Raw genomic sequence first — 15,500 nt, forward strand, 5'->3', positions numbered from 1 at the left:
AAGACGATTGACCGGTACTCATGAAGAAGCCTCAAAAGACGCAGAAGCAGGCGCAGGCTGCAAAGACTTGCCTCCCCCAAACCGCCCAATCGAAAACGTATCCAACGCGATCGGCGTGCGGCCAGTGCCGATCAGTTCGGCCAGCGTCTCACCGACACCCGGCCCGATCTGAAACCCCGATCCGCAAAAACCGAACGCATAGAAAAGACCATCGGTCGTAGAACTCGCCCCGATCACCGGCTCAGAATCTGGCAAATAACTCTCGACGCCACTCCACACCCGTATCACATGCAACGCCGCGAGCGCAGGCACAAGCCGACGGAACTGCGCCATCTGCTGCACCGTGTTCTCCGGCAACACCGAAGCGCGGCACGTCACAGCATCGGCGGGACCCGCAGGGCCGCCACCCAGCACGATATTGCCGCGAGGTATCTGCCGGAAATAAACGCTTTCTTCCTTGATCGACGTGTAAACACCCATCGACGCCCCGAACACATACGGAACCGGCTCAGTAACAGCCATCTGCGGCCCGCGCGCAACGAGCGGCACCGGCTCGCCGAATTGCATCGACAGCGCGTTCGCCCAGGCGCCCGCACAAATCAACACCTGTTCCGCGCGATACACATCGCCAGCCGCGCTCTCGACGCGAAAACCGCCCGCCTCTTTCTCGACGCGCACGATCTCCGTGTTCTCCACGATGCGCGCGCCAAGGCGCACGGCCGCACGCCCAAATGCGGGCGCCGCCAGGCGAGGATTCGCGTGCCCATCGAGCGGCGAAATCGACGCCGCCAATACTTCACGCCCCAGAAACGGAAAGCGCCGAAACATCGCCGCGCCGTCCAGCACGTCGAGATCGAGACCGTACGCGCGCGCCTCGGCTGCATAGCGATGAAAGTACTCGGCGTCGTGCGCGTGATAGCAAACCCGCGTATGCCCGGACGGCAGGAACTCGACGTCTTCGCCAAGCAGTTCCTTCGAACGCCGCCACGTCTCGAGCGCCCGATTGGACATCGCGAGTTGAGTCAGCGCGCGCCCCTGACGTCGCACGCCGCCGAAGTTGACGCCGCTCGCCTGTTGCCCTGTCAATCCTCGTTCAAGCAAAATCACCGAACGCTGCCTGCGCCGCAGAAAAAACGCCGTCGACGTCCCGACGATCCCGCCACCGATCACAATCACATCGGCACGATCACTCATTCGCTGAACTCCTGTGCGCGTGCGCCTGTTTCTTCTGCATCTCGCGAGACCGCGCACGTCGATACCAGCGCCATCGGCAGTGGCTTGACGGGCGCCTGCCCACGCAACCGTCCGACGGCTTCGAGCGGCACCCGCGCCTCGGCTGCAATCACTTCCGCCCCGGCATGCGCGCAGAAACGCCCCTGACAACGGCCCATGCCGACGCGCGAAAACGCCTTCGCACGGTTCGCTTCTTTGGCCCCCATCTCGCTTACCACGCGCCGCAGTTCGCCCGCCGTGATCGCTTCGCATCGACATACGATGGTCTCGTCGGGCAGCGCAGCCGCGAAGCGCGCGGGCCACGGAAACGCCGCCCGCAAGCCCGCCGCAAAACGCGTATAGCGCGCGAGATCGGCGCGCAATCCTTCAGTGCCTTCGCGCTGGATGCCCGCGTCGCGCAGCGCCGCCAGCGCAGCCAGCCGCCCCGCGCGTTCCGCTGCATCGGCGCCGCGCACGCGCGCGCCATCGCCCGCCAGATAGACGCCCGCGACGCTGCTGCGGCCATCCGCGTCGATATGCGGAAGCCACGTTTGCGTCGCGTGATCGAAACGGAATTCGCAGCCCGCGAGATCGGCAAGCTGCGTTTCGGCCCGCAAGTGATAGCCGAGCGCGACGGCGTCGCATTGCACATCGAGCGTCGCGCCGTTGGCAAGTTTCACGCGCACGCCCGTCACGCCATGTTCCGGCGAACCATCGATTGCAACGGGCGTCACGCCGCGATGAACAGGCACGCGCGCGCGACGCAGCACGCTCATCAGCGCCATGCCCTTGCGCAGCGTCGCGGGTATCGCGAGCAGTTGCGGCAACGCGCGCACGCGCTGCGCTAACGTCGATGTATCGAGCACGGCACTCACCGTCGCGCCCGCCTTCACATATTGCGCGGCCACCAGATACAGCAGCGGCCCCGTGCCCATCACCACGGTCCGCGCGCCCACCGCGCAGCCTTGCGATTTCAACGCGACCTGCGCGCCGCCAAGACTGAACGTGCCCGCATGATGCCAGCCCAGCACGGGCATCAGCCTGTCCGTCGCACCGCTGCAAATGATCAGCGAATCGAACGGGAGTTCGTCGTACCGCGTGCCACTCACGACATGCACCGCCTTCGCCCCGATATTCCACACGAGCGTGTCGGGCAGATAGTCGATCTGCGCACGCAACGCATCGAAGTCGCGATGCAGCGACGCGGCGCGCGCCGCCTCCGTCCCATACAGCGTTTCATACGCGCGCGAGAAGCCCTCGGGCTGACGCCGATAAATCTGCCCGCCGTCCCGGCGTCCTTCATCGATAACCAAAGGACGCAGCCCCACTTCGACGAGCGCCTGCGCGGCGCGCACGCCCGCAGGCCCCGCGCCGATCACGATCACCTTCGGTTGCTTCACGTCCCGATGCGCGGCCATACGCCCTCCCCGGCAAGCGCGATGCGCGTGACGATCGACATGCCGGGCGCGGCGGGCGTCGTGCAGGCGCGCACGCGCTCGCCTTGCGCGGTCCACACCCAGCAGTCCTGACACGCTCCCATCAGGCAGAAGCCTGCGCGGCGGCCATCGCCGAATTCCGAATCGCGCAGCGTGTCGTGCGCGGTCAGCAGCGCGACCATCAGCGTGTCACCTTCGGCCGCTTGCGTGACGACGCCGTCGACGGTGATGTCGAAGGTCTTGCGCCCCGTCTCCGCGACTCTCACGAAGCGCGCATTCATGCCGCCACCTTATCGGCCGTCTGCATGCGTGTCAGTTCGGCAGCCGTGTGATGACAGCGAATCTCCGCGCCCGATGGCAGTTTCTTCATCGAAGGCGGCGTGACGTTGCACTTTCCGTCGATGCGCGCCGTACACCGCGCGCGGAAACTGCACAGTTCGTGCGAATCGGCGGCGGGCCCCATGGTCGGCAACGCGCCCGCTGTCAGCGCGCGCCGCGAGTCGAGCCAGCCTGGTCGCAACGCAGGCACGGAGTCGATCAGCAGCCCCGTGTACGGGTGATACGGCGGCGCCGACAACGCATCGCGCTGGCCCGCTTCCACGCATTGCCCGGCGTACAGCACGATCACTTCGTCGCAGATCGCGCGCACGGTCGAAATATCGTGGCTGATGAACATGTACGACACGCCCAGTTCGCGCCGCAATTCGCCGAGCAGATCGAGGATCGCCGCGCCGACCACGGTATCGAGCGCGGACGTCACTTCGTCGCAGAGAATCAGCGCCGGGTTCGCGGCGAGCGCGCGCGCCAGGTTCACGCGCTGTTTCTGTCCGCCCGACAAACCTCCCGGCTGACGCTTCGCCACCGATGCCGGCAGCTTCACCAGATCGAGCAGTTCGAGCATGCGTTTCTGCGCGGCAGCACCGCGCAGGCCGTGATAGAAGTTCATCGGCCGCGCGAGAATGTCGGCGATCGTGCGGCTTGGATTGAGCGCCGTGTCCGCGTTCTGGAACACGATCTGCACGCGCCGGTATTGATCGAGCGTGCGTTCAGAAAGCTTGGCGGGCAGCGGCTTGCCATCCAGCAACACATCGCCGCGCGCGCGATCCACCAGTCCCGCCACCACGCGCGCCAGCGTCGTCTTGCCCGAGCCCGATTCACCGATCACGCCGAGCGTGCTGCCGCGCGCGATCTTCAGGCTCACGTCGTCGAGCACGCGGACGGCGGGGACGCCGTTCGCATCGATCCGACCGTAGCCCGCGCTCAGATTGCGGATTTCGAGCAGCGGCGGCGGATCGTTCGCGATGGTCGAGGCAAGTTCGGGATCGGGACGCCGGGTCGCCGCGAGCAGTTGGCGGGTGTATTCATCGGCGGGGGCATCGAGCACTTGTGCCGTCGCGCCGTTCTCGCGCACCGTCCCGCCGTTCAACACGACGATGCGGTCCGCCATTTGCGCGACCACGGCCAGATCGTGCGACACGTACACGGCTGTTGTGCCCAGTTCGCGAATCACCTTCTTGAACGCAGCGAGCACTTCGATCTGCGTGGTGACATCGAGCGCCGTGGTCGGCTCGTCGAATACGACGACGGCAGGATCGGTAATCAACGCCATGGCCGCCATCAAGCGCTGCAACTGCCCGCCCGACACCTGATGCGGATAGCGCGCGCCGATCGTCTCCGGCGCGGGCAACGCGAGCGCGCGGAACAGATCGACGGCCTTCGTGCGCGCGGCGGCGGGCGTCATCAGCTTGTGCAGCAGCGCGGGTTCCGTCACCTGATCCATGATCGTCCGCGCCGGATTGAAGCCCGCCGACGCGCTCTGCGCGACATACGCGACCGTGCGCGAGCGCAATGCCCGCCGGCCTTTCTCATCGAGCGACAGCACATCCACGCCGCCGATCTTCACCGAGCCGCCCGCGATCGAGCACCCGCCGCGCGCGTGACCGAGCAGCGATAGCGCGATCGTCGTCTTGCCCGAGCCCGACTCGCCGATCAGCGCGAGCACTTCGCCTTTCTTCACGGTGAAGTCGACGCCCTTCACGATTTCGACGACAGGGTCGGGCGCCGCGCCCGCGACCACGCGCAGGCCTTTCACTTCGATCATGTTCATTTGGCGCCTCCATGAGCACGCGCGCCATGACGACGCAGACTGTCGATCAGCAGATTCACACCGACCGTCAGCGTCGCAATCGCGACGGCTGGCATCAGCACGGCGGGCGCGCCTTCCGCGAGACCACCGATGTTCTCGCGCACGAGCGAGCCCCAGTCGGCGTTCGGCGGCTGCACACCGAGGCCGAGAAAGCTCAGGCCGCTCAGCAACAGCACGATGAACACGAAACGCAAGCCGAAGTCCGCGAGCATCGGATGAATCATGTTCGGCAGCACTTCGACGCGCGCGATGTAAAACAACCCTTCGCCGCGCGCTTTCGCGACCTGCACGTATTCGAGCGTCATCAGATTGACGGCGAGCGAGCGCGAGATGCGAAACGCGCCGGGAATGTAGGCGAGCGCGGCGACCATGATCAGCATCGGCACCGACGAGCCGAACGCAGCGATCACGACGAGCGCGAGCACCTTGCTCGGAATCGAGATCAGCGCATCGAACAGACGGCTCAAGATTTCATCGACCCAGCGCCCGGACACGGCCGCCACGAGACCGAAGAACGTGCCGATGCAACTGGCCAGCAAGGTCGATGCGAGCGCCAGCCCAACCGTGTATTGCGTGCCGTACAGCACGCGGCTCAGCATGTCGCGGCCCAGGTAGTCGGTGCCGAGCGGATGCGCGGCGCTATACAGGCCGAAGATTTCCGTCGACGTCACCGCGCCGCCCTTGTACGGCGCAACGAGTGGGCCAAAGAACGCGACGCAGAGCCAGAACACGACGATCGCCAGACCGATCAGGCCGAGCACCGAAGAGCGTTTCACGAAGCGGCGCAGCGGGCCGCACGTGGCGACTTGCGTTTCAACGGGCGTTTCCTGCACGGCGTCGGCGCAAAGCTTGCCGTCTTCGTCGGGCACCGCGTAGAGAACGGTCGTTGCATGAGGTGTGGCGGGTCGGTTCATCGTTGACGCAGCCTCGGGTTGGAGATGATTTGACACAGATCGGCGATCAGCACGAGTGCGAGATACGCTGCGCAGAACACCATCACGCAGCCCTGCACGAGCGGCATGTCGCGATTCGTGACGGCATCGACCATCAGGCTTGCAAGACCCGGATAGTTGAAGATCGACTCGACGATCACCACGCCACCGAACAGATACGACAGGCTCAACGCAACGGCATTGGCAATCGGGCCGATCGTGTTGGGCAGCACGTGGCGCAACACGATGCGCATCGGCGACGCGCCCTTGAGCAACGCCATCTCGACATATGAAGCATTCAACTGATCGAGCACGGCAGCGCGCGTCATGCGCGCCATCTGCGCGACGATCACGCAGCACAGCGTCATCACGGGCATCGCGTAAATACGCAGCAGCGCGCCGAACGACGTCACTTCGGACAGGTACGACAGCGCCGGCAGCCAGCGCAGCTTCACCGCGAAAATCAGCACGGCGATGGTTGCGATCAGGAACTCGGGCACGGCCACCGTCGACAGCGTCAACACGTTGAGCGTGCGGTCGAGCAGCGAGCCGCGATACATCGCCGACAGAATGCCGATGAAAAGCGCGACGGGCACCGATACCAGCGTCGTCAATCCCGCCAGCACCAGCGAGTTGGGCAGACGCGTCGAGATCAGTTCGCTGACGGGCAGATTGTTCGACAGCGAGGTGCCGAAATTGCCGCTCACGACATGCATGAGCCATTGAAAGTAACGCTGCAGCGCGGGCTGATCGAGGCCGAACTGATGGCGCAGTGCCGCGACCTGTTCGGGCGTCGCCGCCTGGCCGAGCGCCTGTTGCGCTGCGTCGCCAGGCAACAGGCCCGTGATCGCGAACACGATCGCCGACACCAGCAGCAGCGTGAGCAGCGCGAGACCGAGGCGCGCGGCGATGAGTCGTTGCGCGTGGGCTTTCATCGGATATCGCCTCCTTCGTTGAAACCGCGCGCCGCCTGTCAGCGGCGCGCGCAGTGGCAAGGCACGCTCACGCTTCGAGCCAGACGTTCTCCGCGAACATGAAGCCCATCAGCCCCGCGAGCGGAATCGAGCCCAGACCTTTGAGCTTCGACGAGTGCGCGTCGAGCGAACTCTGGAACATCGGAATGCCGATGCCGCCGTCATCGTGTACGAGTTGCTGCATGTCGCCGTAGATCTGCTTGCGTTTCGCGTCGTCCGGCTCGCCGCGCGCGGCGACCAGCATCTGGTCGAACTTCGGGTTCTTCCAGTTCGCTTCGTTCCACGGCGCATCCGACTTGAAGAACTGCGTGAACAGCACGTCGGCGCTCGGGCGCGCGTTGATGTTGCCGTAGCCGAGCGGATGCTTCATCCAGTGGTTCGACCAGTAGCCGTCGGACGGCACGCGCACCACCTGCAGGTTCAGACCCGCTTGCGGCGCGACCTGTTGCAGCAGCATCGCCATTTCGACGGAGCCTTCGGCGGCGGGCGACGCGTAGAGCTGCACGGGCGCGCTGCCAAGCTTCGCCTTCTGGAAGTAGAACTTCGCCTTCTCCGGATCGAACGGGCGTTGCGGCAGGCCCTTCAGGTAGTACTTGTTGGTCGGGTCGATAGGCTGGTCGTTACCGATCGATCCATAGCCGAGAAACACCGCACGGCGAATCTGCTCGCGATCCATCAGGTGGGTCAGGCCACGGCGGAAATCCGCGGTGCCCGTGATGCCGCCTTCGTCACGCATGATGAGGTCCGTGTACTGCCCCGTCTTCGTCTCGAGTACCGAGAAGCCGGGCGTGCCCTTGATGCGTGCCGTCGAACGCGGGCTGACGGCATTGATCAGCTGCACGTCGCCGGAAAGCAGCGCATTCACACGCGCCGATTCGTCGCCGATGCCGATCAGCTCCACTTCATCGAGATGCGGCATGCCGGGCTTCCAGTACTTCTCGTTGCGCACGCCGACCGTGCGCACGCCCGGCGCAAACTCCTTGAGCTTGAACGGACCCGTGCCGACAGCCGTCTTGAAGTCGGTCGTGCCGTCCTTGACGATCAGGAAGTGCGACGTCGCGAGAATCACGGGCAGGTCCGCGTTCGCGCCTTCGAGCGTGATCGTCACTTCGTTCGGGCCCGTTGCCTTCGCTTCCTTGATCTGGTCGGCGAGCGTCTTCGCTTTCGACGCAACGGCCGGGTCCTTGTGACGCATCAGCGAATAGATCACGTCGTTCGGCGTGAGCGACTTGCCGTCGTGAAACTGCACGCCGCTGCGCAGCTTGACGATCCACACGGTCGCGTCCTTCGTTTCCAGCGATTCCGCGAGCGCCATCTTCGCGCCGAGGTGCGGATCGAGTTCCGTCAGGCCGTTGTAGAACATATTGGCGCGCACGTAGTCGGTGCCGAGCGCGCCCTTCGCGGGGTCGAGCGTATCGGCCGATGACGACGACTGCGTCGCCACGCGAATCTTGCCGCCCTGCTTCGGCTTGCCCTGCTGCTGCGCGAATGCGGCGCTGCTGGTCGCGAGCAGGCCTGCGCCCGTCAGCGACATCAGTCCGCCCGCCGCCATCGCGCGCAGGACCTCGCGCCGCGATGCGCCGCGCCGCGTCAACTCTTCGAGCCGGATGCCGGCGTGGGCGACTGCTTCAGGCGATTTATCGATGCTCATGAAACTCTCCGCGTGAGATGGCTTGTGGGAAATCAATCGGCAGCTTCGGGCTGTCTGTGTGCGTGACGTCAGCAAGCAACGTCAATAGAAAACGTCTTTGATCTGGTAGTACGCGCCGACGAGCGGCAGAAACCACGGCTTGCCCGTATGTCCCGGAATCGCGGGCCAGTCGAAATCGCGCCACGGGTTTGCCGCCGCATTGCCGCCGATCACGTCGGCCATCACCTGGCCCATGTGCGTCGACATCTGCGTGCCGTGGCCGCTGTAGCCCATCGAAAAGTACAGGCCGTCATGCTGCCCGGCGCGCGGCAGACGGTCCGCCGTAATATCGACGAGTCCGCCCCAGCAATAGTCGATGCGCGCACTCGCAAGGCTCGGGAACGTCGCCGCGAGATTCGCTTGCAGGATGCGGCCGCTCTTTGCGTCGGACGGCTGCTCGGAGGCGGTGAAGCGTGCGCGTCCGCCAAACAGCAAGCGTGAATCGGGCGTGACGCGGAAGTAGTTGTGCATCAGGCGGCTCGTCGTGTACGAGCGGCGCTGCGGCAGCAGACGCGCAAGGTGTTCGGCAGGCAGCGGCTCCGTCACGACGATGAACGAGCCAACGGGCGCGAGCCGGCGTCGATACCAGCCGAACGGCCCATGCCGCGAAGGCCCCGTCGCGATCAACACCTGCTGCGCGCGCAACGTGCCGCGCGACGAATCGATGCGATACGCGCCGTGATCCTTTGCGATCGATGTGACGGTGGCGTGCTCGAATAGCCGCGCGCCATTGCGTGTTGCCGCGTTCGCCAGCCCGGCCGCGAACTTGCCCATATGCATCTGACCGCCGCGCTTTTGCAGCAGGCCGCCGAAAAAACTGTCCGAATCGACTTCGTTGCGAATCCGGTCTTGCGTGATGATCTCGACGTGGGGATCGACTTCACGCTGGATCAATTCGGCCGTCTGTTCGAGATGCGCGAGATGGTGCGGCTTCGCGGCGAGCTTCAGCTTGCCCGACGCGAGATAGTCGCAATCGATCTGCTCGTCGCGAATCAACCTCTCGACGGTATCGACGGCGGCCGCATACGCGCGATAACAACCCTGCGCGCGCTCGACACCCAACTGCGCGCGCAGCGCCGCATAGTCCTGCGCGACGCCTGTGTTGCACTGGCCACCGTTGCGTCCCGACGCGCCGCCGCCGATCCTCCCTGCATCGAGCACCGTCACCGACGCGCCGCGCTTGCCGAGCGCCAACGCAGCGGACAGCCCGGTGAAGCCGCCGCCGATCACGGCGACGTCGACATGGCCTTCGACAGGCCCCTCGCTCACCTGAATGCCGGCGGGCGCGGTGTCGAGCCAGTAGGAGTCGAGTTTCATCGGGTGCCTTTGCGCGGATGCGTGGATCAGAGGCCGAGCTTCGCCGCGAGGTCGCCGATCGTGTCGACTTCGTAGTACTCGTAGTACGGCGTGCTGGGCTCGTGGCCGCGCTTGACGAAGGCCTTGTGCTTGATGCCCATGTCGTGCGCCGTCATCAGGTCGTAACGCAGGCTCGACGACACATGCAGCACGTCTTGCGGATTGCAGTTCAACTGGTCGAACATGTATTCGAAGCCCTGCATGCGCGGCTTGTACGATTGCGCCTGCTGCGCGGTGAACACGCGATGGAACGGCGCGCCGAGCTTGTCGACGTTGCTCTGGATCTGATCGTTCGAAGCATTCGAAAGAATCACGAGCTTGTACTTCTTCGCCAGACGCGACAGACCTTCCGGCACGTCCGGGTGCGGGCCCCACGTCGGCACAGCGAGGTAGAACTTTTCAGCTTCTGCTTCATTGAACTCGATGTTCATGCGCTTGCACGCGCGGCGCACCGAGTTGACGATCACGTCGCGATACGGCTTCCATGCGCCGAGCACTTCGTCGCGGCGATAGCCCGCGAAGAACGCGACGAATTGCTCCAGTTCCGCGCCGTGCAGGCGGTCGGCGTACATCTCGCGAGCCATGTCGGCCATACGGAATTTCGTCAGCGTGCCGTAGCAGTCGAACGTGATGTACTTCGGCTCGAAATCGATCATGGTGTCAGTCCTATCGTGTTGTGAACCCAAACGGAGTTCCGTGGCGAAAACAGGAAACGAATCCCTGTGGAAAATTTAAACAGTGCAAAAACTTCGGTGGTCGCTGATTCGAATGCCTCCGACGATACAAACCACGCGTTTTGAGGGGCGTCGGCAGCAGACTATGCGGCGGCTTTTCTGGCGTTATCGCATCGTAGGTAGTTGCCCTGATTCGTCAGGCGCGAACGTCGATCAGCACGCTCTTGAAGCGCAGATTCGCTTCGTACGCCTGCCGCCCGAGATCCTTGCCCAGACCCGAGCGTTTGTAGCCGCCCGTCGGGATCATGAAGTCGCTGGTACGGCCGTAACGGTTCACCCATACCGTGCCCGCTTCGATACCGCGCACCATGCGCAGCGCGCGGCCCAGATCCGCTGTATGCGCGCCTGCCGCGAGACCGTAATCGGGATGCGCGGCGAGTTCGAGCGCTTCGTCTTCGGTGTCGAAGGTTTGTAAGGTCAGCACGGGGCCGAAGATTTCCTCGCGCACGGCATCCGTTTGCGGCGTGACATTGGTGAGCAGCGTCGGCGTGTAGAACGCGCCGGGCGTGGCTGCGTCCGCGCGTTGGCCGCCGCAACGCAAGGTCGCGCCGCTCGTAACGCTGCGCTCCACGATGGCTTCGATGCGCGCCGCTTGCGGCTCGGAGATGATCGGCGGCAGCGTCGTGCCTGGCGTCCAGGTCGCGCCTGCCTTCAGTTCGCTGAAGATGCGCTGGATGCGCTCCGCCAGTGCGTCTGCGATCGATCGTTCGACCAGCAGCCGCGAGCCCGCGACGCACACCTGTCCCGCATTGGTCGTGATCGCGCCGGCAATGCGGCGCGCGACATCGTCGATACGCGGCGCGTCGGCGAATACGATCTGCGGACTCTTGCCGCCGAGTTCGAGCGTGACGGGCTTCGTGCCCGTTTCGGCGCAGGCGGCCATGATCGCCGCGCCCGTGCGCGTCGAGCCGGTGAACGTCACCTTCGCGATGCGCGGATGACGCACGAGCGCATCGCCTGTCGTGCGTCCGTCGCCTTGCACGATGTTGAAGATGCCGGGCGGCACGCCCGCTTCGACCGCGAGTTCGGCTAGCCGCAGCACGGAAAAGGGCGTCATCTCCGAGGGTTTCAGCACGACCGCGTTGCCCGCCGCCAGCGCGGGCGCGATCTTCCACGACGCCATCACGAGCGGAAAATTCCACGGCGCGATGGCGGCGATCACGCCATACGGTTCGGCGATAGTCATGCCGAGATGATCGTGATCGGTCGCGGCAACGTCGCCGCCAATCTTGTCGGCGAACTCCGCGTAGAAGCGGATGCCTTCCGCGGTGAACGGCACGTCCCAGTTGAACGCGTCGCGAACGGGCCGCGTCGAGCCGAGTGCTTCGAGCGGCGCGAGCGTTTCCGCATCCGCAGCGACGAGGTCGGCGAAACGCCGCAGCACGCGCGCACGTTCGCGCGGTGCGATGCGCGCCCAGCCGCTCGTGCGCCATGCCCTCCATGCGTTCTGCACGGCGCGGTCGATCATGGCGGCGTCGGCGACGGGCACGGATGCGTAGACCACGCCATCGGATGGGCGAGCGACGTCGATTCGCGGGCCATGTTCATCGACATATGATCCGCCGATGAAATGTCCGCTGCGCACGTCGATCGTTGCGGGATCGAAACGGTCCATTTGCGTGAGTCCTCGATTGCCTTCGATGCTGGAAATCGTAGGCTCACGGACGCGGCATATTGCACCGACAAAAAAGCGCCCACAGCACAATTGACGCGTTATCGTCCCCGGAACCCCGCGTTTTGCGTTGCATCATCTGCCGCATATTTGCGACGCGCGCGGCAGAAGGATCGTCCTAGTCAGGCACGCAATACAGTGAGAGAGTCACGGTATGTGTCTTCAGAACGAGGAGGCCGGCGTGTCCGACCCAAACAGGAACGATGTGATCGACTATCGCCCTTTCACCTCCGACGACATCGCGGCAGCGCATGCGCTATCCAGCGCCGTCCGATGGCGGCATCGTCCCGACGACTGGCGCTTCGCGGCACGTATCGGCCAGGGCTTCGTCGCCGAAGACGCGAGCGGCGTGATCGGCACCGCGCTAGCGTGGCGCTTCGGAGGCGAGGCTGCGACGCTCGGCATGATCATCGTCGCGCCCGAACGGCAGCGAAGCGGCGTTGGACGCAAGCTGATCGAACTGTTGATGAACGAACTCGGCCCGCGCACGTTGCTGATTCACGCGAGCCCGGCAGGCCTGTCGCTGTGCGAGACACTCGGCTTTCAGCGCATCGGTACGATCAACCAGCATCAGGGCGCGGCGTTTCAGCCGCCGCTCGTTTCGCTGCCACCGGGCGAACGGCTGCGTCCACTCGGTGTCAACGACGCGCCGCGTCTCGTGGAACTCGCTTCGCGCGCAAGCGGACTGGACCGGCGCGATCTGCTGCCGGCGCTGCTCGATATCGCGAGCGGCATCGCGCTCGATCGCGATGGCGAACTGATCGGCTTTGCACTGTTCAGGCGTTTCGGCGACGGGCATGTGATCGGCCCCGTCGTCGCGCCTGATTCACCCGACTCACCCGATTCCAGCCGCGCGAAGGCGCTCATCAGTCACTGGCTCGCGCTGCACGCGGGCATGTTCGTGCGGATCGATACGCCCGTCGAGTTCGGGCTTTCGTCGTGGCTCGAAGGACTTGGGCTGCCGCATGTGGATAGCATCGAGAAGATGATGCGCAATGGACCGCTGCCCGTCGACGCGCAGTTGAAGCAGTTCGCGATTACGAGCCAGGCAGTGTGGTGAAATGCTGCGGCGTAAAAAAGCCCGCTACGCTCGATACGGCAATCGAGCAGAGCGGGCCATGTGGACTCACTTCAATTCAACGCGCTTGATTTCTCCGACAATCACCAGGTAGCTGACGATCGCAACGAGCGCGTTGCAGGCGACGAACACCAGCGCGCCGCTGAACGACCCCGTCGCCTTGACGATATAGCCGATGATGATCGGTGTCGTGATGGCGGCAACGTTGCCGAACATGTTGAACATGCCACCGCTCAGACCCGCGATCTGCTTCGGCGATGTATCCGCGACGACCGCCCAGCCGAGCGCACCCAGGCCCTTGCCGAAGAACGCAAACGCCATGATCGCGACGACGACGGCCGAAGAATCGACGTAGTTGCAGGCGATCATGCTGGTCGACAGCAACATGCCCACGACGATCGGCACCTTGCGCGCAACGGTCAGCGAGCAGCCCTTGCGGATCAGGAAGTCGGAGAAGATGCCGCCGAGCACGCCGCCGATGAATCCGCACACCGCTGGCAATGCCGCGACAAAGCCCGCATTGAGAATGGACATGCCACGCTCTTTGACGAGATAGACGGGGAACCACGTCAGGAAGAAATACGTGAGCGTCGTAATGCAATACTGGCTGATGTATACGCCGAGCAGCATCCGGTTGCTGAGCAGTTGCTTGACGTACGACGCTTTCGGCGCTTCGCTTGCGCCTTGCGTAGAAGCACTGATGGGCGTTGCGGCCTGATTCTCGGCGCGGCTCTTTTTCGGGCCGTCCATATCGATGAGCGCACCGCCTTCCTTGATATGGTCGAGTTCTGCGCGGCTGATGCGAGGATGGTCCTTCGGGCTGTAGACCGTCTTCATCCAGACGAGGCTCACGACGATGCCCACCGCCCCCATGAAATAGAACACATACGGCCAGCCGAAACGATGCGTGACCCAGCCCATGATCGGCGCGAAGAGCACCGTCGCGAAGTACTGCGCGGAGTTGAAAATGGCCGACGCCGTGCCGCGCTCCGCAGCGGGAAACCACGAAGCGACGATGCGGCCATTGGCGGGAAACGACGGCGCTTCGGCCAGGCCCACCAGAAAGCGCAGCGCGAATAGCATGGTGACGGCGAGCGACACGCTCAGAAAAGTCACCGTGCCCTGCAGGACCGTGAACAGCGACCAGATGAAAATGCTGGCCGCGTAGACGCGCTTCGAGCCGAAGCGGTCGAGCAGCCAGCCACCCGGCAACTGGCCGATCACATACGACCAGCCGAACGCGGAGAAGACGAAACCCATGGCCACCGCATCCAGACCGAGGTCTTTCGACATCGACGTGCCCGCCATCGAAAGCGTTGCACGGTCCGCATAGTTGACAGCCGTGACGAGAAACAGCATTGCGACAATCCCGTAGCGGATGCGGGTTCGCCGTTCGGTGGTCACGCCTTGCACAACGTTGGCCATGTAATGTCTCCTCCTTACGCACCAGCGTTCAGCCGGCAAGATTGCGCAACCGATGGCGTAGAGAATGCGCCACGCATCCTGCCTCATAGGTTGTCTGATGACACATTGAAGCGCTGCACCATTTTTTGCAATCTGGCGTTTACCCTGGCGAACCCCTTGCGATCAAGGCCAGCACTGTGTTGACTGGCATATTCCGTTTGCACTTCGCTTGCCCGCTGCCGCTCAGAAACGTATTCTTAGATGAATGTTGTACGACGACGTATTTCAATCTGCTTTTCAAGCCGCTGAAGCCCACGCTGCGGCCCGTACCTTAAAATTGTGCGATGGAATCAGCCAGCCCTATCATCCGCCCCTTATGCGCTGGCGACGCCGCCGCCTATGCGTCGCTACGTCTGTGTGCGATCGACGAGGCCCCGGAGACTTTTCTGTCGACGCGTGACGAAGAAGAAAAACGAACGATCGATGAAATCGAGGCGCGCATCTGTGCGACGGCGAATCAGGTGGTGTTCGGCGCTTTTGCCGGCGAGACGCTCGTGGCCGTTGCGGGATTGCGGCGTTATCCGCTGCGTCCCGTGCAGCAAAAGGGTTTTCTGTGGGGGCTGTTCGTCGTGCACACGCATCGACGGAGCGGCATCGCGCGGCGCCTGATCGCGACTGCCGTCGATCAGGCGCGCGCGATGGGTCTGACCCAGATCGCGCTCAATACGGGCGTGGAGAACGCCAGCGCGATCGCGCTGTACCGGTCGACGGGCTTTGAAGCCGTGGAAGACGAGCCGTGCGACGAAGCGTTCGACGACGACACGGATTGCGAAGTCGAGATGATTTTGCGGCTCGGTTGAGCGGGT

General features: G+C 64.2%; 13 protein-coding genes. 2 read left to right on the forward strand and 11 right to left on the reverse strand.

Annotated elements, in window-relative coordinates; genetic code table 11:
- Positions 1-18 precede the first annotated feature (18 nt).
- From H1204_RS33630 to H1204_RS33675, 10 genes are all read right to left on the reverse strand, one after another.
- Positions 19-1,194, reverse strand: a complete 1,176-nt coding sequence (locus H1204_RS33630) for an FAD-binding oxidoreductase (RefSeq protein WP_180734818.1) — start codon at positions 1,192-1,194, stop codon at positions 19-21.
- Entirely contained in the window at positions 1,191-2,630 is a 1,440-nt protein-coding gene (locus H1204_RS33635) for an NAD(P)/FAD-dependent oxidoreductase (RefSeq protein ID WP_180734819.1), read from the reverse strand. Before H1204_RS33635 ends, H1204_RS33630 begins: the two co-directional genes overlap by 4 nt.
- Positions 2,609-2,929 carry a (2Fe-2S)-binding protein gene (locus H1204_RS33640; protein ID WP_042316298.1) on the reverse strand — a complete coding sequence of 107 codons (321 nt, stop codon included), beginning with the start codon at positions 2,927-2,929 and terminating at the stop codon, positions 2,609-2,611. Before H1204_RS33640 ends, H1204_RS33635 begins: the two co-directional genes overlap by 22 nt.
- A complete protein-coding gene (locus H1204_RS33645) occupies positions 2,926-4,755 on the reverse strand; it encodes an ABC transporter ATP-binding protein (RefSeq protein WP_180734820.1) in 1,830 nt (609 codons plus the stop codon). The genes H1204_RS33640 and H1204_RS33645 overlap by 4 nt, the downstream gene beginning before the upstream one ends.
- Positions 4,752-5,708, reverse strand: coding sequence for an ABC transporter permease (locus H1204_RS33650; protein ID WP_180734821.1), 957 nt, complete (start codon positions 5,706-5,708; stop codon positions 4,752-4,754). The genes H1204_RS33645 and H1204_RS33650 overlap by 4 nt, the downstream gene beginning before the upstream one ends.
- Positions 5,705-6,661 (reverse strand): ABC transporter permease, encoded by a 957-nt coding sequence (locus tag H1204_RS33655; protein ID WP_180734822.1) that lies wholly within the window; start codon positions 6,659-6,661, stop codon positions 5,705-5,707. The genes H1204_RS33650 and H1204_RS33655 overlap by 4 nt, the downstream gene beginning before the upstream one ends.
- A 67-nt stretch (positions 6,662-6,728) precedes the next feature.
- A complete protein-coding gene (locus tag H1204_RS33660) occupies positions 6,729-8,351 on the reverse strand; it encodes an ABC transporter substrate-binding protein (RefSeq protein ID WP_180734823.1) in 1,623 nt (540 codons plus the stop codon).
- Positions 8,352-8,432: 81 nt separating this feature from the next.
- On the reverse strand, positions 8,433-9,707 hold the full coding sequence (locus H1204_RS33665; RefSeq protein WP_180734824.1) for an FAD-binding oxidoreductase: 1,275 nt from the start codon (positions 9,705-9,707) through the stop codon (positions 8,433-8,435).
- A 26-nt stretch (positions 9,708-9,733) separates the two neighbouring features.
- Positions 9,734-10,402, reverse strand: coding sequence for a haloacid dehalogenase type II (locus H1204_RS33670; RefSeq protein ID WP_180734825.1), 669 nt, complete (start codon positions 10,400-10,402; stop codon positions 9,734-9,736).
- Between the two features lie 214 nt (positions 10,403-10,616).
- Positions 10,617-12,095: an aldehyde dehydrogenase family protein gene (locus tag H1204_RS33675; RefSeq protein WP_180734826.1), complete on the reverse strand. Its 1,479-nt coding sequence runs from the start codon at positions 12,093-12,095 to the stop codon at positions 10,617-10,619.
- Between the two features lie 211 nt (positions 12,096-12,306).
- On the opposite strand from H1204_RS33675, the gene H1204_RS33680 reads away from it, so the two are divergent.
- Entirely contained in the window at positions 12,307-13,212 is a 906-nt protein-coding gene (locus H1204_RS33680) for a GNAT family N-acetyltransferase (protein ID WP_180734827.1), read from the forward strand.
- Positions 13,213-13,278: 66 nt separating this feature from the next.
- On the opposite strand, the gene H1204_RS33685 is transcribed toward H1204_RS33680, so the two are convergent.
- Entirely contained in the window at positions 13,279-14,655 is a 1,377-nt protein-coding gene (locus H1204_RS33685) for an MFS transporter (RefSeq protein ID WP_180734828.1), read from the reverse strand.
- Positions 14,656-14,978: 323 nt separating this feature from the next.
- On the opposite strand from H1204_RS33685, the gene H1204_RS33690 reads away from it, so the two are divergent.
- On the forward strand, positions 14,979-15,494 hold the full coding sequence (locus H1204_RS33690; protein ID WP_180734829.1) for a GNAT family N-acetyltransferase: 516 nt from the start codon (positions 14,979-14,981) through the stop codon (positions 15,492-15,494).
- Positions 15,495-15,500 lie beyond the last annotated feature (6 nt).

The sequence above is a fragment of the Paraburkholderia sp. PGU19 genome (genome assembly GCF_013426915.1).
Lineage (GTDB): Bacteria > Pseudomonadota > Gammaproteobacteria > Burkholderiales > Burkholderiaceae > Paraburkholderia.